The sequence below is a fragment of the Nocardia sp. JMUB6875 genome, from assembly GCF_041154655.1.
Taxonomy (GTDB): domain Bacteria; phylum Actinomycetota; class Actinomycetes; order Mycobacteriales; family Mycobacteriaceae; genus Nocardia.
Map to the genome: position 1 here is coordinate 1 of NZ_BAAFGR010000145.1, position 20,819 is coordinate 20,819.

Here is a 20,819-nt window from a genome sequence, read left to right on the forward strand (position 1 = left end):
CTAGGTCTCGGATTAGGAGGGCGGTGTGGAGGGAGGTTCGGGTTTCGCCGTTGTCTAGGTCTAGGTCGAGGATTCGTTCTATGCGGGAGAGGCGGTCGTAGAGGGTGGGGCGGGAGATGTTGAGGCGTTTGGCCAGTTCGGTTTTGTTGCCTGCCAGGTCGAGGAATTGGCGGAGGGTGCGGGTTAGGTCGGTGGCGTTGCGGATGTCGTGGCGGAGGAGGGCGGAGAGTTCGGTTTCGGCGAAGCGTTGGACGCCTGGTTCGTCGCGGATGAGGGAGAGGAGGCCGCGGAGGCGGATGTCGCCGCTGCGGTAGAAGGGGCGGGGGGTGGAGGCCGTGAGGGAGAGGGCCACTTCGGCTACGTGGGCTGCCTGGGCGAGTTCGCGGGCGGTGTCGAGGAGGGAGTCGGATTCGGCGCCTACGCCGATGACCGCGTGCTCGACGCCGGGGACGCGGCGGACTTCGGCGAGGATGGTGGAGCAGATGGTCGTCAGGGCCTTGTCCAGGTCGCCGCTGCGGGAGACGGCCAGGATCAGGGTGACCCGGGTGCCGTGGTCGGGGGCGGCGAGGGCGGTGGCCTTGGCGAGCGCGACGCCGTGGAGGGTGGCGTCGAGGAGGGCGGCGGTGTGGCGTTGCTGCGCTACCGGATCCGCGCGTTCGAATGTTTCAGTGGCGGCCGCGGTGACGTCGATGGCGAGGGGGACGTATCGGGCGCGGCGGGCCAGGCCGAGGGCGGCGGCGAGTGCGACCGCGTCGCGTTCGTCGGTGAGGCGGCCGTTGACCATGTCGTCGATGAGGCCGGTCTGGGCCTGGCGGTGCAGGCCGAAGCGGTCGCGTTCGATCATGCGGTGCAGGGTGAGCGTCTGGGCGGCGCGTTCGAGCACCATGCGGGCGCGGGCCGTCGGCACCCGGTTCGAGCGCAAAAGCAACCGACCCCAGCGCTGTGTATGCGGGCCCACCGGAACGACATTCGGGTCGGTGTCGGGCAGCAGACGGGACAGCGATTCCCAATGCTCGAGCAAGGCCGGGGTGCTGGTGTGCCGGGCGGTCAGAGCCAGCACGCGATGGGTGAGGTCCTCGAGCACGACCGAGGCGTCCAGCATCCCAGCAGCGGTCTTCACGATTTCGGCGAGGGAGGCGCGGCGCACGCTCAGGTCGGTGAAGGTCTCGTGCACGGTGCGGGCGAATTCCAGTTCGTCGTACTGGTCGGCCACGATCACCCGGTGCACCGCCTCGGTGATCTCCACGAACCGCACCACCCGGTGCAGCACCACCACGGGCAGCCCGATCCGGTCGGCCGTCTCGACCACGACCTTCGGCAGTTCCCGCAGGTAGGTGCCCAATTCGACGACCAGCCCCGAAACCCCGGCGGCGGCCAGCGATTCCAGATACGCGACGGTCGCCGCGTCGCTACCGGCCAGCGCCTGCCCGGTGGTGAGAATCAGTTCCCGGCCGACCAGCAGCTTGGCGACGTCGGCGAGCTCGCTGACGTGCACCCAGCGCACCGGCCGGTCCAGCGGGCCGCCGCCCATGATCTCGGGTTCGCCGGCCCGCACGACCGGCATGGCTACGACGTCGGCAACGGTGAGGAGCACCGACGAATCGTAAAACGAATCGCGAAATCACGCACAGAATGTCGGGAGCGAACCGGCCGGTAATAGCGCAGAGTAGGGACGAACGATCCGCGGCGCCCACCGAAGTTCGGGCGGCCGACGGATCAGGAGCATTCAGGGAATCGAGGAGACATGCAGACCATCGCACATTGGCTCGACGGCAAGCCCTTCGCCGGTTCCAGCACGGCGACCGCACCCGTCACCAATCCCGCCACCGGTGTGGTCACCGGACAGGTCGCCCTGGCCTCCGCGGCCGACGTGCGCACCGTGATCGACGCCGCCGCGGCGGCCTTCCCGGCCTGGCGCGACGCCTCGCTGGCCAAGCGCACCCAGGTGCTGTTCCGGTTCCGCGAGCTGCTCAACGAGCGCAAGGAGGAGCTGGCGGCGATCATCACCAGCGAGCACGGCAAGGTGCTCTCCGACGCCCTGGGCGAGGTGACGCGCGGCCTCGAGATCGTCGAATTCGCCTGCGGCATCCCGCATCTGCTCAAGGGCGGCTACACCGAGAACGCCTCCACCAAGGTCGACATCTTCTCGGTGCGCCAGGCGCTGGGCCCGGTGGCGATCATCTCGCCGTTCAACTTCCCGGCCATGGTGCCCATGTGGTTCTTCCCGCTCGCCATCGCGGCCGGGAACACCGTGGTGCTCAAGCCGAGCGAGAAGGACCCGTCGGCGTCGCTGTGGATGGCGGAGCTGTGGCAGGAGGCCGGACTGCCCGACGGCGTGTTCAACGTCGTGCAGGGAGACAAGGTGGCGGTGGACGAGCTGCTGGAAAACCCTGCGATCAAGGCGGTTTCGTTCGTCGGATCCACGCCGATCGCCAAGTACGTCTACGAGCGCGGCACCGCCGGTGGCAAGCGGGTGCAGGCGCTGGGCGGGGCCAAGAACCACATGGTGGTGCTGCCCGACGCGGACCTGGATCTGGCTGCCGACGCCGCGGTGAACGCGGGCTTCGGCTCGGCCGGGGAGCGCTGCATGGCGATCAGCGCACTGGTGGCGGTCGGCTCCATCGCCGACGACCTGGTGGCGCGAATCGATCAGCGCGCCAAGACCATTCGCACCGGCGACGGCACCCGCGGCACCGATATGGGCCCGCTGGTCACCGAAGCGCACCGCGACAAGGTGGCCTCCTACATCGCGGCGGGCGAATCCGCCGGAGCCACCGTCGTTCTCGACGGCCGCGCCGTGGCTCCCGAGGGCGAGGCCGACGGATTCTGGCTCGGCCCAACCATTCTCGACCACGTCACCCCCGAGATGAGCGTCTACACCGACGAGATCTTCGGCCCGGTGCTCTCGGTGGTCCGCGTGGACAGCTACGACGAGGCGCTGGCCCTGATCAACTCCAACCCCTACGGCAACGGCACCGCGCTGTTCACCAATGACGGCGGCGCGGCCCGGCGCTTCCACAACGAGGTCGAGGTGGGCATGGTCGGGATCAATGTGCCGATCCCGGTACCCATGGCCTACTACAGCTTCGGCGGCTGGAAGAACTCCCTGTTCGGCGATTCGCATGCGCACGGCACCGACGGCGTGCACTTCTTCACCCGCACCAAGGCCGTCACCACCCGCTGGCTGGATCCCAGCCACGGCGGGCTGAATCTCGGCTTCCCGCAGAACCACTGACCCGAGGCCAACCAACTCAAAGGACATGCGATGACTCTGCCCAATGGCCTCACCCCCGAGACGGCCCGCGACAAGGCCGCCCGCGCCTACGAATTGGATCGTGCGCACGTCTTCCACTCCTGGTCCGCCCAGAAGTCGCTGAACCCCATGACGATCACCGCCGCCCAGGGCTGCTACGTCTGGGACGGCGACGGCAACCGCCTGCTGGACTTCTCCTCGCAGATGGTGAACACCAATATCGGGCACCAGCATCCGAAGGTGGTGGCCGCCATCCAGGAGCAGGCCGCCACGCTGTGCACCATCGGCCCGGCGTTCGTGAACGACGCCCGCTCGGAGGCGGCACGGCTGATCGCCGAGCGCACCCCCGGTGAGCTGAACAAGATCTTCTTCACCAATGGCGGCGCGGACGCCGTCGAGCACGCGGTGCGCATGGCACGGCTGCACACCGGCCGGTACAAGGTGCTCTCGCGCTACCGCTCGTATCACGGCGGCACCGAGACCGCGGTCAACCTCACCGGCGACCCCCGGCGCTGGCCCAATGACCACGGCAATGCCGGGGTCGTGCACTTCTTCGGGCCGTTCCTGTACTGCTCCCAGTTCCACTCGACCACCGAGGCCGAGGAGACCGAGCGGGCGCTGCAGCACCTCGAGCAGACCATCGTGTTCGAGGGGCCGAGCACCATCGCGGCCATCATCCTGGAGTCGGTGCCGGGGACGGCCGGAATCATGGTTCCGCCACCGGGTTACCTGGCCGGAGTGCGTGAACTGTGCGACCGGTACGGGATCGTGTTCATCGCCGACGAGGTGATGGCAGGGTTCGGGCGCACCGGAAAATGGTTCGCCATCGAGCATTTCGACGTCGTGCCCGATCTGATCACCTTCGCCAAGGGCGTCAACTCCGGCTATGTGCCGCTCGGCGGCGTGGCCATCGCGCCGCATATCGCCGCGACCTTCGATGACCGCCCGTATCCGGGCGGGCTCACCTACTCCGGTCATCCGCTGGCCACGGCGGCCGCCGTCGCGACCATCAATGCCATGACCGAGGAGCGCATTGTCGAGAACGCCGCCGATATGGGCGAACGCGTGCTCGGCCCCGGCCTGCGCGAATTGGCCGAACGCCATCCCAGCGTCGGCGAGGTCCGCGGCCTGGGCGTGTTCTGGGCCGTCGAACTGGTCGCCGACCGCGCGACCCGCGAGCCCCTGGCGCCCTACGGCGGCAGCAGCCCGGCCATGACCGAGGCCGTCGCCGCCGCCAAGGCCGCCGGTCTACTGCTGTTCGTGAACTTCAACCGCCTGCACGTGGTGCCGCCGTGCACCATCTCCGAGGCCGAGGCCAAGGAAGGTCTCGCGATTCTCGACCAGGCGCTCACCGTCGCCGACAGTCATACTGTGTGACCCGGTGACCTCGGTGATCTCGACAAGCTAGGAGCGCGGTGCATCCCCAAGAATTGCAATTCATCAATGGCACAAGGCGATCCGGGTCGGGTGCGCCGCTGTCGGTCGTCGCGCCCGCCACCGGAGCGGAGATCGCCTCCGGTCCGGGCGCGAACGCCGCCGATGTGGAGGCGGCCGTGACGGCGGCCCGGGAGGCCTTCCCGGGCTGGGCCGGGCTCACGCCGGGCGCGCGATCGGACATCATGCACGAATGGGCGCGGATCCTGAAGACCCGCGCCGAGGAGCTGGCGTCGGTCGAAAGCCTCAACGCGGGCAAGCCGATTCGGCTCTCCAGCGAATTCGACGTCCCCGGCACCATCGACAACACCGCCTTCTTCGCCGGCGCCGCACGGCATCTCGACGGCAAGGCGTCGGCCGAGTACTCCGGCGACCACACCTCCTCGATCCGCCGCGAGCCGATCGGCGTGATCGGCTCCATCTCGCCCTGGAACTACCCGCTGCAGATGGCGGCCTGGAAGATCCTGCCCGCCATCGCGGCCGGAAACACGGTGGTGCTCAAGCCTTCCGAGCTGACCCCGCTCTCCTCCCTGATCTTCGCAGAGGCGGCCACGGAGGCGGGCGTACCGCCGGGCGTCATCAATGTCCTCACCGGCACCGGCCTCGAAGCGGGCCAGCCGCTGGTGGAACACCCTGCGGTGGCCATGGTTTCGTTCACCGGCTCGACCGCCGTCGGCAAGCAGGTGGCCGCGACCGCCGCCGGCGCGGTCAAGCGGGTCCATCTCGAACTGGGCGGCAAGGCCCCGTTCGTGGTGTTCGACGACGCCGATCTGGAGGCCGCCGCGCGTGGTGCGGTCGCGGGCGCGCTCATCAATGTCGGCCAGGATTGCACCGCCGCCACCCGCGCCTATGTGCAGCGGCCGCTGTTCGAGGAATTCGTGGGCCGGGTCGCCGATCTCATGGATCAGGTTCGGCTCGGTCCGGTCGAGGACCCGGAAACCGATATGGGCTCGCTCATTTCCCGCAAACACCGGGACAAGGTGAGCGGCATGGTCGAGCGCGCCCGCGAATCCGGCGCGAAAATCGTGCGCGGCGGCCGCATTCCGGACCACACCCCGGAGGCGGGCGCCTACTACGAACCGACCCTGATCACCGGCGCGGCCCAGTCCTCGGAGATCGTGCAGCAGGAGATCTTCGGCCCGGTGCTGGTCGTGCTGCCCTTCGACACCGACGACGAGGCCATCGCCCTGGCCAATGACACGCCCTACGGGCTCGCCGCCTCGGCCTGGTCACGCAGCGTTTTCCGGACCCAGCGGGCGGCTCGCGAAATCCAGGCGGGCTGCGTGTGGATCAACGACCACATTCCGATCATCAGTGAAATGCCGCACGGCGGATACAAGTCCTCCGGGTTCGGAAAGGACATGTCCGCGTACGCATTCGAGGAGTACACGAATATCAAGCACGTGATGTCCGATATCACGGCGGAGGCGCGCAAGCCCTGGCACGAGGTGATCTTCCGGGCCGAGTAACGGCGGCGACACGGTATTCGCCGCTTCCGACATTCCACCTCGAGGTGGGTTATTCTCACCGCACACGTCACGTTCTGAGGTGGTCGACCGTGGAAACCCGCACCGCCGGGTTGAACCCGAGGCTGCGACACGCAGCCATGAATATCGCCGGGCAGCTGCGCATGCGCCGCCGCTGCGACGATCGCGCCGCCACCAGCTGACCCCGTCCCCGACCGCCGGTCGTCCGTTCACGCGGACCGACCGGCGGTCTTTTGGCATACCCGGACGGGGTTTCCGCATATCTATATGCCCGAGAAAGAAGGAGTTGATCGGCCATGTCGGCCAAAGGAAGCAAACTGTGGGCGTCGGCACTGCACGAGGCAGCGCCGACGCCGTACTGGACCGACCGGCCCGAGCGGCCGGCCCCCACGGACCCGCTGACCACCGCGACCGACGCGGATCTGGCCGTCATCGGCGGCGGATACAGCGGACTGTGGACCGCCCTGCTGGCCAAGGAACGCGATCCCGGCACCGATGTGGTGCTGCTGGAATCCGGGCTCTGCGGGCACGCGGCCTCGGGCCGCAATGGCGGATTCTGTTCCGCCAGCCTCACCCACGGCCTCGCCAACGGAATGGAGCGATTCCCCGACGAGATCGCCGAGCTGGAACGGCTCGGCCGCGCCAACCTCGACGAGATCGAGCAGGCCATCCGGCGCTACCGCATCGACTGCGATTTCGAACGCACCGGGGAGATGGAGGTCGCCACCGCCCCGCACGAGATCGACTGGCTGCGCGAGAGCCATGACGCGGCCGAATCCCTGGGCTACCGCACCGAATTGCTGGATGCGGCCCAGGTGCAGGGGATGGTGCACTCCCCCACCTATCTGGGCGGGTGGTGGGATCGCGACGGGGTGGCCATGCTGGACCCGGCGCGGCTGGCGTGGGGATTGCGCAGGGCCTGCATGGAAGCCGGGGTGCGCATCTACGAAGGCACACCCGTACAACGGATTTCGAAATCCTACGGCGGCACCCTGACCCTGCACACACCGCACGGCGAGGTGCGCACGCCCCGGGTCGCGTTGTGCACCAGCGCTTTCGCGGGGCCGCTGCCGAAGGTGTCACGGCATGTGGTGCCGGTCTACGACTACGCGCTCATGACCGAACCGCTCAGCGCCGAACAGCTCGACAGCATCGGCTGGCACACCCGCATGGGCTTGGGCGACGCCTCCTACCGTTTCCACTACTACCGGCTGACCAGCGACAACCGGATTCTCTTCGGCGGCTACGACGCCATCTACCACTTCGGCAATCGCATCGCCCCGACCCTGGAGTACAACGAGGCCACCTTCGAAACCCTGGCGCGGCACTTCTTCCAGACCTTCCCGCAACTCGACGGCCTGCGCTTCACCCACCGCTGGGGCGGTGTCATCGACACCTGCGGGCGTTTCTGCGCCTTCTTCGGTTCGGCGTACAAGGGCAAGCTCGTCTACGCCGCCGGGTACACCGGACTCGGCGTGGGCGCGACCCGGTTCGGCGCGGAGGTCATGCTGGACCGGCTCTGGGGGCTCGACACCGAGCGCACCCGGCTGCGGATGGTTCGGTCACGGCCGCTGCCGTTGCCGCCGGAACCGTTGCGCTCGGCCGGAATTCACCTCACCCGCTGGTCGCTGGCCCGCGCCGACGCGCATCAGGGTCGCCGGAATCTGTGGTTGAAGACGCTGGACTACACCGGATTGGGCTTCGACAGCTGAGGTTTCACGGCCGGACACCGAGGCGCTGAGACAGTAGTTTCAGCGCCTCGACAACCTCTTCGACGGCGGCGGGATCGTCGCCGCCCACGGCCGCGGCGACGGCATCGTCGATGGTGGTGGCGCGGACTTCGGCCACCCGGCCGGAGAGTTCACGCGCGGGCTCCAGCAGGGTGCGCCGGGCGTCCCGCGGATCCTTCTCCGCCACAAGCGAACCGGACTCGCGCAACCGCGCCACCGCCCCCGACACCGCACTCTGCGGCAGGCCGGTGCGCGCGGCGACCTCGCTGATCGTGGTGCCCGGATGTTCCAGGACATCGCTGAGCACGACCAGGACAGCGCGGTTTCCGGTGCGCGCGCCGGTGTCGGGCAGCGCCTGTTCGCCGATCTTCATCAGCGCGCGCCCCAGCAGGAACAGCTCGACTCCGTTCATACCCGTGACGATACATCACTTCAGATACATCACTCTTGATACATCAGAATTGATGGATTATGGTTGGCGTCATGACCACGATCGAGAACGCCACCCTCCCCGTCGACGGCGCGGAGCTCTACTACGAAATCCGCGGTACCGGACCGATGCTGCTGCTTTCCCAGAGCGGCGAGGGCGATGCGGGCCGCAGCGAGGCCCTGGTGCGAAACCTGGAGCACGAGTTCACCGTCGTCACCTACGACCGACGGGGCTTGTCGCGCAGCGTGATTCACGACACGAACCGGCGGCCGAGCATCGCCGACCATGCCGACGACGTGCACCGGCTACTGGCCGCGGTAACCGATGAGCCGGTGCTCATGGTCGGCTGCAGCATGGGCGCGTCCATCGGATTGCACCTGGCCACAACGCATCCCGAGCAGGTACACACCCTCATCGCCCACGAGCCGGTCTCGCCGTGGCTGCTCGCCGCCACCGACCGCGCCCACCACATGCGCGAACTCGAGCACTGCCAGCAGGTGTGCCGCGCCGAGGGCTGGCAGGCCGCGCTGGCCCCGATGGCCAGGACGCTGGGCATCAATCCGGCCGATCAGGAGACCGAGCCGGGCGTGCAGCTGCCGCCGCTCACTCCCGAAAGGGCGCGCAATTTCACCTATTTCATCGAGCAGGACTTCACGGCCGTGCGCGAGGACTGGGTCGATGTCGCCCGGCTGACGCGCACCACGACCCGGATCCTGCCCGGCGTCGGCCGCCGCACACCCACCCAGGTGTTCGACCGTCACTGCGCCATCGAACTCTCCGAGCTGCTCGGCGTGGAGCTCACCGAATTCCCCGGCGGCCACAACGGCAACCTCACCCACCCCGCCGCCTACGCCGAAACCATTCGCCGAGTGGCACATCCGCGCGGGGATCTGTCCGAAACCGCCGCGCGCATGCGCCAATCGGCGGTCAGCTAGCGGGATGCAGGATCAGAACGGTGATCTCGCTGGGCGCGAACAGGCGAAGCTGCGGGCCCCAGAAGCCGGTGCCGCGGCTGGTGTAGAGCTGGGTGCGCTCGCCGTGACGGGACAGGCCCGCGACCACCGGCTGATCCAGGCGGACCAGATAGCGGAACGGCCAGATCTGACCGCCGTGGGTATGACCCGAAATCTGCAGTGCCACACCGGCGGACACCGCATCGGTGACCTGTTTGGGCTGATGCGCCAGCAGGATCACCGGCAAGGACGGGTCGGCCCCGGCCAGCGCCTTGGTGATATCCGGGCCGTGGCCGGACAGGGCCGCGCCGGTCGGGTCGTCGATGCCCGCCAGGACGAGACTGTCGCCATTGCGGGTGATGACCTCGTGCTGATTGCGCAGCGGCTGCCAGCCCAGGCCGGACATGTGCTCGATCCAGCCCGGGGCATCGCCGAAGTACTCGTGATTGCCGGTGATGTAGAAGCGCCCGTACTCCGACTCGACCTTGCCCAGCGGATCGACCTGCGCCCGGCGCTTGACCACCGAACCGTCGGCGAGATCGCCCGCGTGGCAGGCGATATCGGGACGCTGCGCGTTGACCTCCTCGACCACCCGCTCCGACCAGCGCAGCCGATCGGTCGCGGCGTAATGGGTGTCGGTGACGACCACCAGCCGGAAGCCGTCCAAACCCGCTCCCAGACCGGGGATTTCGACATCGACCGTGCGGATGCGCGGCACCCGCCGCGCCTCGTAGATCGCCCACGCGGTCAGCGCGGCCGAGACGCCCAGCACGCCGAGCGCCACGATGCGTGAGCGCGCCGGATCGTCCACGCCCGCGACCGCGAGCACTCCCCGGACCACGGCGCCGATCACCGACCAGGTGAACAGCACCCACATCACGCCCAGCAGCGTGTCGCCCACCAGCGACGCCGCGTCCGACTCCCGCGGCCCGTGCCCGAGCAGCATCCCGGCGGGCAAGGCCAGATAGCCGAGCGCGAAGACCGCCGTGCCGAGCCAGAACCACGGCCCCGACAGCGTGGTGTAGACCAGCAGCCACCACGGAAGGGCGAACAGGAGAGCGGGTATGCCGAGGAACAGCACCGCGCGCGGAACGTACTTCACGGGAGATCATCCTTATCGGACAGAGAACCGCCGGACCCGGCGACTCCGATCCAACATACCCGTGCATACACGCCGGAGGCGGCTGAGCGTTAGTCCCAGCGGCTTCGATCGGGAAGGATGAGCGCGTGACCGACCAGACATCCGGCCGGGGAGCTCCGATCCTCGACGACATCTCCAAACGGATCATCGCCCAACTCCAGGAGGACGGGCGGCGGGCCTACGCCACCATCGGGAAGACGGTCGGGCTGTCCGAGGCCGCGGTGCGGCAGCGGGTGCAGAAGCTGGCCGACGCGGGCGTCATCCAGATCGTGGCGGTCACCGACCCGCTGCTGGTGGGCCTGTTCCGGCAGGCCATGATCGCCATCACCGTGGACGGTCCGGTGCAGCCCGTCGCCGATACCCTCGCCGCCATCGAGGAGATCAACTACGTGGTGGTCTGCGCGGGCCGCTACGACATCCTCTGCGAGGCGGTCTGCCCCGACGACGAAGCCCTCCTCGACCTGGTGTCCAACCGGATTCGCGCACTCGCCGGGGTCCGGCACGCCGAGATCATGATGTACCTGAAGCTGCGCAAGCAGACCTACAAGTACGGGACGCGTTAATCGCTTGTGAGAGCAGCCAGTTCGGCCGCGAGGTTGGCACGCGCGGCGGATTCGTAGCGGGATCGAGCGGTCGGCGTACGGAAGAGGTTGGGCTGGTCGGCCAGTGCCGCCAGCACCGCGGCGCGACCGGCGCGGAACAGGTCGTCGGGGACGTGCGCGTATTCCGCCCGGACGGCGGCGGTGTATGCGGCATAGGACGATTCGTCGGCCGCCAGGATCGCCAGGTCGGCGTCGCAGAGCACCGCGCCGTTGCGATCGGCCGGGTCCGGGTGGTGGCCGCCGGTGAGGCGGACCAGGCGCGCCACCTCCGCTACGGTCTCGGGCTCGATTCCCAGTGCGGGCAGGGTGGTTTCGGCCAGGCGGGCGCTGGCCTCCTCGTTATCGCCGCCGTCCATGGCGTAGACGGCATCGTGGAAGAAGGCGGCGTAGCGGACCGCGTCCAGGTCCTCGGCGTCGGCGGCCAGATCGTCGATGACGGTCAGCATGGCGGCCAGGTGGTCGACGGTGTGATAGCGGCGGTGCGGCTCGCTGTAGCGCCGGACCAGGTCCTCCCCCACCGCTTGTGCTTGCGGCCCGGCCAGTTTCGTCCAGCGGTCGAGCAGCTCCGCGTGCACAGATTTCCCCATCGGGGCAGTGTGCCGAATGGTTCGGGCCGGGTCAATCGATGCTTTGAATCATGCGCTGCCGAGCGTGAGATAGCGCTGAATGGTCGGACCGATATCGGCGACGATCTGCTCCTGCGTCAACGCCACCACCGGCGGCAGCCGCAATACGTAGCGGCACAGCGCGAGTCCCAGAATCTGCGTGGCGATCAGACCGGCCCGGTGCGGCGCGTCCGACGGATCACCGAAGCGCAGCACCGCGGGCATCAACTGCTGGGCGAAGATGCGCTGGGTACGTTCGACCACCATCTCGTCGGTCAGCGCCGAACGCATGAGCGTGAGCAGGATGTCACTGGTCGGCGGCTGCTCCCACAGCTCGAGGAACCGCCCGGCGACCAGCCCGCCCAGCGAATCCGGCTCCGCCGCACCCAGATCCGGCAGTTCCAGATCGATATCCAGTGCGGCGTCGAACAATCCGTCCTTGTTGCCGTAGTACCGCATCACCATCGAGGGATCGATCCCGGCGTCCGCCGCGATGGCCCGGATGGTCGCCTTCCGATAGCCGTCCTCGGCGAACCGATGCCGCGCGGCCCGCAGAATCGCGGCGCGGGTGGCATCGGAGCGGCGCGGACCCGTCTCCACAGTCATGCCCACAAGTGTAGGCCAACAGGTGTTGACGCCCAAGCAGTTGCCGGCAAGCTAGTTCTTCTGGGCTTCGTCCTGCGCGTGCTGGGCCTGGGCCAGCTGGGCCGGGGTGTAGCGCAGGGTCAGCGCGAGCAGGCCCATGATCGCGGTACCGATGGCGCACACCAGCAGAACCAGGGTGTACCCGCTCCCCAGCGCGTCGATCTGATGCTGCGACATCTCGCTCACCTTGCCCGTCGCGCCCTTGTCCAGCGACAGCGTGCGCGACAGCGCGACCGGGCTCAGCACGCCGACCGCGAACGGTGTGCCCATGTTCATGAACATCTGGCCGACCGCCGACAGCGGGCCGATATGGGCCATGTCCACGCCGACCAGCACGCACAGCGGCAGGATCACGATGGCGGTGCCGATGCAGAAGCCCACGATCGACATCATGACCAGCAGGGTCGGGAAGTAATCGGCCGAACTGTCCAGCGTGGAGCCGAAATACAGCGCGGCGGACAACACGGCCGCGGCCGCCAGCAGCAGCCAGCGCGCCCGGATGTACATGCACGCCTTGGAGGCCACCGCGGTGCCGACACCCGCGCCGAGGGTAAACGGGATGCTGGCCAGACCGGCCTGAAGCGGGCTGTAGCGCAACACGTTCTGCAGGAACTGGGCGACGAAGAAGGTGGTCGCGCCGAGCACGCCGGAGGCCAGGAAGATGGCGGCGAAGGTGATCACGCGGTCGCGGCTGTCGAACAGCGACCACGGCAGCAGCGGGTTGTCCACATCGCGCTCGGCGAAGATGAAGACCAGCAGCAGCACGAAGCCGCCGATCAGCGCGCCCAGGATGACCGGTGAGCCCCAACCCATTTCGGGTCCCTCGGTGGCGCCGAAGACGATCGAGACGCAGGCCAGGGTGCCGAGGATGGCGCCGCGCACATCCATGGACATGCGGTGGTGGGCGGTGTCGCGCAGCTGGTAGATCGCGCCCCACACGATGAGGATGCCGATCGGCACATTGATCCAGAAGATCCAGCGCCAGTCGACCTGGGTCAGCGCACCGCCGATGACCAGACCGCCGACCGAGCCGATGCCGACCATGGATCCGAAGATGGCCACCGCCTGATTGCGGGCCGGGCCGGGCGCATAGGTGCTGGCGACCAAGGCGAACGCGGTCGGCGCGGCAATGGCCGCACCGGTGCCCTGCAGGGCGCGGGCCGCGATCAGCCACGCCTCGTTCTGCGCGGTGCCGCACAGCGCGGAGGCCACGGTGAACAGGGTGACGCCGAGGATCAGCATCCGTTTGCGGCCGAACGAGTCGCCGAGTCGCCCGCCCAAGAGCATGAGCCCGGCGAACGGGAGACCGTAGGCGGTCACCGTCCAGGCACTTCCCGCGCTGGAAAGGCCGAGCTGCTCTTGTAGTCGGGGCAGCGCCAGGATCATGACGGTGCCGTCGAGCACCACCATCAGCTGCAGCCCGCTCAAGACGAGAATGGCGAGCCCGAACGCCCGCTTGGTTACCGGATACTGCATCGTCGCAGCGGGGTTCTCGAGCACCCCGCAACTGTAGCGGTCACTCGATGTCGGGTGCGCCCGCGGTGAATCCGGCGGTCGGGCCGATGACGATGATCGCGGGCGGGCGGATGCCTTCGGCGCGCACACGTTCGGCGATGGTGGCCAGGTCAGCGCGCAGAACGCGCTGGGTGCGCAGGCTGCCCTCCTGAATGACGGTGGCCGCGGTGTCGGGTGAACGGCCTCCGGCCATCAGCGCGTCGGCGAACTTCTCGATGCGCTCGACCGCCATCAGCAGCACGATGGTGCCGCGCAGCTTGGCCAGCGCGGGCCAATCGACCAGCGAATCCGGATGATCCGGGGCCACATGGCCGCTGACCACCACGAACTCGTGGGTCACGCCGCGATGGGTGACCGGAATACCGGCCAGCGCGGGCACCGAGATCGCGCTGGTGACGCCCGGCACCACCGTCACCGGAATCCCGGCGTCGACGCAGGCCTCGAGCTCCTCGTAGCCGCGGCCGAAGACATAGTTGTCGCCGCCCTTGAGCCGGACCACGAACTTGCCCGCCTTCGCGCCCTCGATGAGCGCGGCATTGATGTGCTCCTGCGCCATGGCCCGGCCGTAGGGGATCTTGGCGGCGTCGATGACCTCGACATCCGGTCCCAGCTCGGCGAGCAGCTCCGGCGGCGCGAGCCGGTCGGCGACAACGAGATTCGCGCGGGCCAGCAGGCGGCGGCCGCGCACGGTGATCAGGTCCGGATCGCCGGGGCCGCCGCCCACCAGCGCGACGCCGGGGGTCACGGGGGCCGAATCATCGGTCACCACACCGGATTGCAGGGCCTCCAGCAGCGCATTGCGCACCGCGGCCGAGCGGCGGTGCTGGCCGCCGGCGAGCACGCCCAGGGTCATGCCGTCGTAGCGGGCGGTGGCCGGGGTGACGGCGGTGCCGAGGCGGGCGGTGTCGGCACGCACGCAGAACACCCGGCGGCGGGTGGCCTCGGCGACCACGGCCGCATTGGTCTCGGGTTCGTCGGTGCAGGCCATGGCGTACCAGGCGCCGTCGAGATCGCCGTCGGCGTAGGCGCGCAGCTCGATGGTGATCTGCCCGGAGGTGCCCATGCCCTCGACCGCGGGGGTCACCTCGCGGCTGATCACGTGCACGTCCGCGCCGGAGGCGATGAGCAGTCCGAGCCGCCGCTGCGCCACCGTGCCGCCGCCGACCACGACCACGCGGCGGCCGTTCAGATCGAGGCCGACCAGGTAGTTCGGGTCACCGGTCGGGGCTTGCGAATCCGGAACCGGCTGGTCATCGGGGGTGGCTGAGGCGTTCTGCACAAGGATTCAATCTACGGCGTGGTGGTCGGCACACGACAATCGCCCGGCAGCCGTGCGGCAATCGATAGGAACTTCACCGATGACTGGCTGCACCGGACGAGACTTCGGAGACAACTCGACGGCTTACCCGGCCATCTTGCGACGAGAACGCACCGGTCGTTTCTATGCTGAATAGCTATGACTCGCTGCGCCGTGTTGATCCGCAGTTGTCTGCTCGCCGCGCTGATGGTGTTGGGGGTGCCAGCCATCGCGGGCCACGCGGAATCGACGGTGGAGACGGCCTATTCGCAACCCGGTCCGTGGGCGGTGACGGCGCAACGGGCGTTCGCCTGCTGCGACTCCACGGGATCCGCCTACGACATCTGGTACCCGGCGAACCTGGGCGCCAACGGATTCCGGCACCCGATCATCACCTGGGGCGATGGGACCGACGCCCATCCGAACCAATACGACTACCTGCTTCGGCATTTCGCGTCCTGGGGCTTCGTGGTGATCGCCACCGAGAATTCGATGACCGGATCCGGCGTCGATATCGGCGGGGCGGTCGACAAGCTGCTGGCGCTGGCCGCCGATCCGAGCAGCGTTTTCCACGACCGGCTGGACGCGGATGCGGTTGGCGCGATGGGGCACTCGCAGGGAGCCACGGGCGTCCTCAACGCCATGCTGAATTCCGGCGGGCGGATCAAGACCGCGATCCCGATCGAACTCCCGGCGCAGTTCTGGTGTTTCAACGGCGGCTGCACCGATCCGAGCCGGATGACCACCGGTTCGGTGTTCTTCGTGAACGGTTCGGCGGACACCGTCATCTCGCCGTCGGAGCAGACGCTGCCGCCACAGGTGGTCGGATTGCAGTCGCTGCGCGCCTTCTACGACGCGGTGCCCGCCGGTGTGCCGAAGGCGTGGGGCACGCTGGTCGGCCTGAACCACAATGACGTACAGGGCCAACCGGATTGCGCGAGCGCGGGCTGGCCGTGCACCACCGGTGTCTACGGCTACCTCGGCTATCCGACCGCCTGGCTGGCCGCCCGCCTGCTGGGTGACACCACCGCCGCGCGGGCCTTCGCCGCGGGCGGTGCGTTCCTGGCGCCGAATCCGGAGTGGGAGAACCAGATCAGCGATATCGCTAGCCCATGACCTTGCCGAAGTTCGCGTCCTCCTGAACGAGGTGCAGACCGCGGCCGTGGCGCAGGGGAAGCTGATCGACGTCGACCCGATCCAAGGTGATGGTGACGGGTTGTCCGTCCAGCCGACCATCGAGCACCAGCCGGTCGGGCGTGGGCCGGGTGTAGCCGAGATCGCCCAGCTCCGTCTTCGGATCGGTGCGCAGTACCAATCGGTGTGCGCCGGTGTCGATCTGCGCTCCCAGCGGCATCAGCTCGTCGTCCATGCGCTGGACCACCGCCATCTGCGGCCGGTCGAAAACCAGCCGCCGCCAACGGCTCTCATCGGTCAGCAATGGCGGCACCGACTGACCGTCGCGGGTGAAGTCGGTGACGGTCCAGATGCCGTACAGCTCGGATTTCGAACTGTCGCCGTTCAATTCGCGCCAGTTGCTCGCCCCGATCCAGGCATAGCCCGCGCACAGCCACGCGATCAGCAGCACCTGGGCGGCGGCCGCCCAGCGCACCGTGCGGCGGGTCCGGAACGGCTGCGGCGTCGCGGCGGGCCCGGTGGCCCGGCCGGTCAGCACGGCGGCCAGCCGCGGCAGCTCGGGCGCCAGCAGGACCAGGCAGAGCAGCAGCAGATGGAACGACAGCAGCTTCACCGGCACGTCGTAGGTCATGTTCAGCACCCACACCTGCGCCATGCTCACCAGGCTCAGCAGCACACCCGCCAGCTGGGTGCGCGGGAGCAGCAGGAGCACGCCGCCCAGGATCTCCGCGATACCGAGCAGGATCTCGTACACCGGTGAGACGCCGACCTGATTCCAGAGCACGCTCATGGGCGCGAAGTCCCCGTACGGGGTCAGCAGCGTGGCGAGGCCGGGCTCGATCATCTGCGTCGGAATCGCCTTGGCGAACCCGTAACCCAGCATCTGACCGGCCAGGCACAGCCGGATGAAGAGCAGGAACCACCCGGCTAGGCGGTGGTATTCGGTCCGGCGGCGGTCCAGCACCGTCCAGAGCAGCGCCCCGGTCGCCGCGATCACCAGCGTGGTGAACACCAGGACCCAGAACACCGCCTGATCGCCGCTGCCCGTTTCGTGCAGCGCCACATCGGTCCCGAACACGGTGTGGCCCACCCATTTCACCAAGGGCAGCGACGGGTTCATCCAGAGCCGGGGCCAGTCGTCGGGAAGCAACTGCTGCAGCGGTCCCGCGAAAGCGATCAGCATTTGCGGATAGAACACGCAGAAAAGGCCGAAGTACAGAAAGCTGAAACGAAACAGAATCCGCGTGGCCGGATTCCAGCGCCGTGTCGAATCGGCCGCCTTCCCGTCCAGATCGGTCGCGGATTCGGCCGTCAGCACACTCATCGCACTACCCCTCGCTCATGGATCCGGAATCTCCAAGGTTAGGAATCCCGGGCCCCGAGCGCCTCCGTGATGACCCTGAGCCGACCCGGAATATGCCTGATAGGAAGTACTTCTCGCGGTGTACGTGCCAGCACGAGCCACCCTGAGCGACAACCTCCATCCCGGTGACCGGAACTGCTGAAACGGGTCTTCCCGATCCCCTTACGGCGTGATTTAGAACGCGTTACATTTCACCCATCAACACCCGTGCAGGGAGGACCACATGACTTCGGCCAACGCCGATCCCAACCAGCGGATGGAACTCACCGTCTCCGATCAGAATCTCGACGAACTCGCGGACGAACTCGCGCAGTGGCTCGGGACCAAGGTCGAGGCCGACGAGCCGCCGCGGGTCACCTCGATCACCCGCCCCCAGGCGGGCGGCATGTCGAGTACGACGCTGCTCTTCGATGCGGAGTGGACCGAGAAGGGAGAGGCGGCGGGCGGCTCGTTCGTCGCGCGGCTCGCGCCCGACGCGAATTCGTTCCCGGTGTTCGAGAATTACGATCTGGCAACGCAATTCGCGGTCATCGCCGGTGTCGCCGAGGCCACCGATCTGCCGGTGCCGCCGCTGTGCTGGCTCGAGACCGGCACCGATAATGTGCTGGGCGCACCGTTCTTCGTCATGCGGCGGGTGAGCGGCCGGGTGCCCGAGGACAATCCGCCGTACGTGTTCGTCGGCTGGCTGCACGAGGCCAGCGCGGAGGAGCGCTACCGGGTGACCCGCCACACCGTCGACATCATCGCCAAGGTGCACTCGATTCCCGATCCGGCACAGCGGTTCCCGATGTTCGACGGCGAGGGTTCGGCGCTGCGCCGCCACTTCGACGCCCAGAAGGCCTGGTACGACTGGGCGCTCGCGAACGACGGCTACCGAATTCCATTGCTGGAGCGCACCTTCGACTGGCTGGAACAGAACTTCCCCACCGATACCGGCCCCGACGTGCTCAGCTGGGGCGACGCCCGGCCCGGCAATGTCATGTTCGACGAATTCGAGCCGGTCGCCGTGCTGGACTGGGAGATGGCCGCCATCGGGCCGCGCGAACTCGATATTGCCTGGACGATTCTCATCCACCGGTTCTTCCAGGACATCGCCACCCGCTTCGACCAGCCCGGCCTGGCCGACTACATGCGCCGCGCGGATGTGGAGAAGCTCTACGAAGAGGCCACCGGGCACGCGCCGCGCGATATGGACTGGTACCTCATGTACGCCGCGTTGCGCCACGGCATCGTGATGGCCCGCATCCGGCGGCGGATGATCCACTTCGGCGAGGCCCCCGACACCGACGACCGCGACGACTACGTGATGCACCGGCCACTACTGGAAGCCATGCTCGACGGCACCTACTCCTGGGATTGAGATGACGCAGAATCAGATCATCGCGCTGGACGAATACCCGATCCACCAGACCCCGCTGTCCATGTCGCGGGTCGGGACCAGCGATCGAAACTTCTACGACCGCAACTACTTCAACGCCCTCGACAAGGGTAACGACATCTTCCTGGTGACCGGATTCGGCGTCTACCCGAACCTGGGTGTCACCGACGCCTTCGCCACCGTGCGCCGCGGCGACACCCAGCGGGCCGTGCGGTTCTCCGACGCGCTGGGCGAACGCAACCTGGAGCCGAAGGTCGGCGGCTACCGCATCGAGATCGTGGAGCCGCTGCAGAAGATCCGCGTGGTGTGCGAACACGAGGACCTGTCGTTCGACCTCACCTGGGAGGGCGCGTTCCCGGCGGTCGCCGAGCAGCCGCACACCATCCTCACCGGCGTGCACCGGCCCATCATCGACGCGCAGCGCTTCGCTCAGGTCGGAACCTGGTCGGGCACACTGAATGTCGACGGCGACGATTTCGCGGTGGATCCGTCGGCGTGGTGCGGTACCCGCGACCGGTCGTGGGGCATCCGCCCGGTCGGCGAATCCGATCACCCGGGGCGGCTGGGTTCCGAACCGTCCGAGGGCTTCTGGTGGCTGTACGTGCCGCTGCTGTTCGACGATTTCTCCATCGTCATCATCGTGCAGGAGGAGCCCAACGGCTTCCGCACCCTCAACGACGCCACCCGCATCTGGAAGGACGGGCGGATCGAGCAGCTCGGCTGGCCGCGTGTGCATCTGACCTACAAGCCGGGCACCCGAATCCCGACCAAGGTGCGACTCGATCTGACCACCGGTGAGGGCAAGCCGCTCGAGGTCGAGGTCGAGGCGGGCACCTTCATGGCGCTCAATGTCGGCTGCGGCTACGGCGGCGACCCCGACTGGCAGCACGGGCAGTGGAAGGGTCGCGAATGGGTCGAGAGCAAGCTCTACGACCTGAGCGATCCGGGGATCGCAGGACGCATTCCGTTCGGCGTCATCGACCATGTCGGCAAGGCCCGCTGCGGGGACGCGGAGGGCTGGGGACTGTTCGAGCACGGCACCATGGGCCGCCACGATCCGACCGGGTTCGCCGACTGGGGTTCGGTCGCGCCGTGATTCGCTGAGAACTCGCGGACCTCGCCGGCCCCAACCACACGGCGAGGACCGCGTCGCCGGGCGTCGTACCAGTGCATTACGACGCCCGGCCTTTTGCTGCATCCGGGGTCAGGGCTCCGGCCACCAGTAGTTGGCTACCAGGTAGAGGCTGAGGATTACGCCGGGGATATAGACCAAGGCCGCGATGGCGATTCCCCAGGTGGGGGTGCGGCGTTGGCGTAAGGCTATTCGGCCCAGTTGCCAGGCGAGGGCTCCCGAGATCGCCCAGATGTAGAGGGGGAGCATGCCCAGGCTTCCGAGGATCAGCGGGGAGCAGGGGTGGCGCCAGCCGCAGAACTCTGGGACGCCTTGCATGTCGCTGATGATCAAGAAGGATAGGAAGAAGGTCAGGCAGAAGCCGATTAGGCCCAGGAAGCGCCACCACATGAGGTAGGTGCGCCAGCGGTCCGGTGCGAGGGTGGGGTCTGCCACAGACAAAAGATAGAAGAACAAAAGAGGAAAAGACGAAAAGACCTAAAGAGCAAAAGATAAAAGACGCCTGGAGAAGGGAGAGGAGGGGGCTGGGTTGGGCGCCTCGGTGGCGGCACCAGCCTCCTCGAGGCTCGGGCGCGCAGCGGCCCGGGGAAGAACACTCAAAGAAGCCCGGCGCGTGTCCGATTCGCCTGGTTGCTGTGTTGAGTGGCACACCAGGGCGGGGGAAGCGGACAAAACCCCTCACTGGTGTGCCACTCAACGAAGAGACGGGGCGGGAGGGCT

18 protein-coding genes are annotated in these 20,819 nt (G+C 68.0%); 9 read left to right on the forward strand and 9 right to left on the reverse strand.

The window, feature by feature from the left end:
- On the reverse strand, nucleotides 1-1,594 hold a 1,594-nt coding region (locus tag ACAM49_RS29990), incomplete at its 3' end, for a PucR family transcriptional regulator (protein WP_369638916.1).
- Nucleotides 1,595-1,744: 150 nt separating this feature from the next.
- Here ACAM49_RS29990 and ACAM49_RS29995 point away from each other — a divergent pair.
- The 4 genes from ACAM49_RS29995 to ACAM49_RS30010 all read left to right on the forward strand — a co-directional run bounded on the left by ACAM49_RS29995 (nucleotide 1,745) and on the right by ACAM49_RS30010 (nucleotide 7,886).
- Nucleotides 1,745-3,235: a CoA-acylating methylmalonate-semialdehyde dehydrogenase gene (locus tag ACAM49_RS29995; RefSeq protein WP_369638917.1), complete on the forward strand. Its 1,491-nt coding sequence runs from the start codon at nucleotides 1,745-1,747 to the stop codon at nucleotides 3,233-3,235.
- Nucleotides 3,236-3,265: 30 nt separating this feature from the next.
- Complete coding sequence (locus ACAM49_RS30000) at nucleotides 3,266-4,630, forward strand: aspartate aminotransferase family protein (RefSeq protein ID WP_369638918.1); 1,365 nt, start codon at nucleotides 3,266-3,268, stop codon at nucleotides 4,628-4,630.
- Between the two features lie 53 nt (nucleotides 4,631-4,683).
- Nucleotides 4,684-6,156 (forward strand): gamma-aminobutyraldehyde dehydrogenase, encoded by a 1,473-nt coding sequence (locus ACAM49_RS30005; RefSeq protein WP_369638932.1) that lies wholly within the window; start codon nucleotides 4,684-4,686, stop codon nucleotides 6,154-6,156.
- Nucleotides 6,157-6,470: 314 nt separating this feature from the next.
- Nucleotides 6,471-7,886 (forward strand): NAD(P)/FAD-dependent oxidoreductase, encoded by a 1,416-nt coding sequence (locus ACAM49_RS30010; RefSeq protein ID WP_369638919.1) that lies wholly within the window; start codon nucleotides 6,471-6,473, stop codon nucleotides 7,884-7,886.
- A 4-nt stretch (nucleotides 7,887-7,890) separates the two neighbouring features.
- Here ACAM49_RS30010 and ACAM49_RS30015 read toward each other — a convergent pair whose 3' ends face one another.
- On the reverse strand, nucleotides 7,891-8,316 hold the full coding sequence (locus ACAM49_RS30015) for a MarR family winged helix-turn-helix transcriptional regulator (RefSeq protein ID WP_369638920.1): 426 nt from the start codon (nucleotides 8,314-8,316) through the stop codon (nucleotides 7,891-7,893).
- Between the two features lie 71 nt (nucleotides 8,317-8,387).
- On the opposite strand from ACAM49_RS30015, the gene ACAM49_RS30020 reads away from it, so the two are divergent.
- Nucleotides 8,388-9,269, forward strand: a complete 882-nt coding sequence (locus ACAM49_RS30020) for an alpha/beta fold hydrolase (protein ID WP_369638921.1) — start codon at nucleotides 8,388-8,390, stop codon at nucleotides 9,267-9,269.
- Here the strand turns inward: ACAM49_RS30020 and ACAM49_RS30025 are convergent.
- A complete protein-coding gene (locus ACAM49_RS30025) occupies nucleotides 9,262-10,389 on the reverse strand; it encodes a metallophosphoesterase (protein ID WP_369638922.1) in 1,128 nt (375 codons plus the stop codon). The two genes, ACAM49_RS30020 and ACAM49_RS30025, sit on opposite strands and share 8 nt — an antisense overlap.
- Before the next feature lie 125 nt (nucleotides 10,390-10,514).
- Here ACAM49_RS30025 and ACAM49_RS30030 point away from each other — a divergent pair, with 125 nt between their 5' ends.
- Nucleotides 10,515-10,991 (forward strand): Lrp/AsnC family transcriptional regulator, encoded by a 477-nt coding sequence (locus tag ACAM49_RS30030; RefSeq protein WP_369638923.1) that lies wholly within the window; start codon nucleotides 10,515-10,517, stop codon nucleotides 10,989-10,991.
- Here ACAM49_RS30030 and ACAM49_RS30035 read toward each other — a convergent pair.
- From ACAM49_RS30035 to cobA, 4 genes are read right to left on the reverse strand one after another with little or no spacing between them, the layout of a single operon-like run.
- A complete protein-coding gene (locus tag ACAM49_RS30035) occupies nucleotides 10,988-11,617 on the reverse strand; it encodes a metal-dependent phosphohydrolase (RefSeq protein WP_369638924.1) in 630 nt (209 codons plus the stop codon). The two genes, ACAM49_RS30030 and ACAM49_RS30035, sit on opposite strands and share 4 nt — an antisense overlap.
- A gap of 48 nt (nucleotides 11,618-11,665) precedes the next feature.
- Nucleotides 11,666-12,241: a TetR family transcriptional regulator gene (locus ACAM49_RS30040; RefSeq protein WP_369638925.1), complete on the reverse strand. Its 576-nt coding sequence runs from the start codon at nucleotides 12,239-12,241 to the stop codon at nucleotides 11,666-11,668.
- Between the two features lie 51 nt (nucleotides 12,242-12,292).
- Complete coding sequence (locus tag ACAM49_RS30045; RefSeq protein ID WP_369638926.1) at nucleotides 12,293-13,780, reverse strand: MFS transporter; 1,488 nt, start codon at nucleotides 13,778-13,780, stop codon at nucleotides 12,293-12,295.
- Nucleotides 13,781-13,796: 16 nt separating this feature from the next.
- Entirely contained in the window at nucleotides 13,797-14,999 is a 1,203-nt protein-coding gene (gene cobA, locus ACAM49_RS30050; protein ID WP_369638933.1) for a uroporphyrinogen-III C-methyltransferase, read from the reverse strand.
- A gap of 252 nt (nucleotides 15,000-15,251) precedes the next feature.
- Here cobA and ACAM49_RS30055 point away from each other — a divergent pair, with 252 nt between their 5' ends.
- Nucleotides 15,252-16,208, forward strand: coding sequence for a hypothetical protein (locus ACAM49_RS30055; protein ID WP_369638927.1), 957 nt, complete (start codon nucleotides 15,252-15,254; stop codon nucleotides 16,206-16,208).
- Here the strand turns inward: ACAM49_RS30055 and ACAM49_RS30060 are convergent.
- Nucleotides 16,198-17,550 carry a DoxX family protein gene (locus tag ACAM49_RS30060; protein WP_369638928.1) on the reverse strand — a complete coding sequence of 451 codons (1,353 nt, stop codon included), beginning with the start codon at nucleotides 17,548-17,550 and terminating at the stop codon, nucleotides 16,198-16,200. The two genes, ACAM49_RS30055 and ACAM49_RS30060, sit on opposite strands and share 11 nt — an antisense overlap.
- A 262-nt stretch (nucleotides 17,551-17,812) precedes the next feature.
- On the opposite strand from ACAM49_RS30060, the gene ACAM49_RS30065 reads away from it, so the two are divergent.
- Together ACAM49_RS30065 and ACAM49_RS30070 are read left to right on the forward strand one after the other, a co-directional pair.
- On the forward strand, nucleotides 17,813-18,949 hold the full coding sequence (locus ACAM49_RS30065; protein ID WP_369638929.1) for a phosphotransferase family protein: 1,137 nt from the start codon (nucleotides 17,813-17,815) through the stop codon (nucleotides 18,947-18,949).
- Nucleotide 18,950: 1 nt separating this feature from the next.
- On the forward strand, nucleotides 18,951-20,063 hold the full coding sequence (locus tag ACAM49_RS30070; protein ID WP_369638930.1) for a hypothetical protein: 1,113 nt from the start codon (nucleotides 18,951-18,953) through the stop codon (nucleotides 20,061-20,063).
- Between the two features lie 108 nt (nucleotides 20,064-20,171).
- On the opposite strand, the gene ACAM49_RS30075 is transcribed toward ACAM49_RS30070, so the two are convergent.
- Nucleotides 20,172-20,534 (reverse strand): hypothetical protein, encoded by a 363-nt coding sequence (locus ACAM49_RS30075; protein WP_369638931.1) that lies wholly within the window; start codon nucleotides 20,532-20,534, stop codon nucleotides 20,172-20,174.
- Between the last annotated feature and the right edge of the window lie 285 nt (nucleotides 20,535-20,819).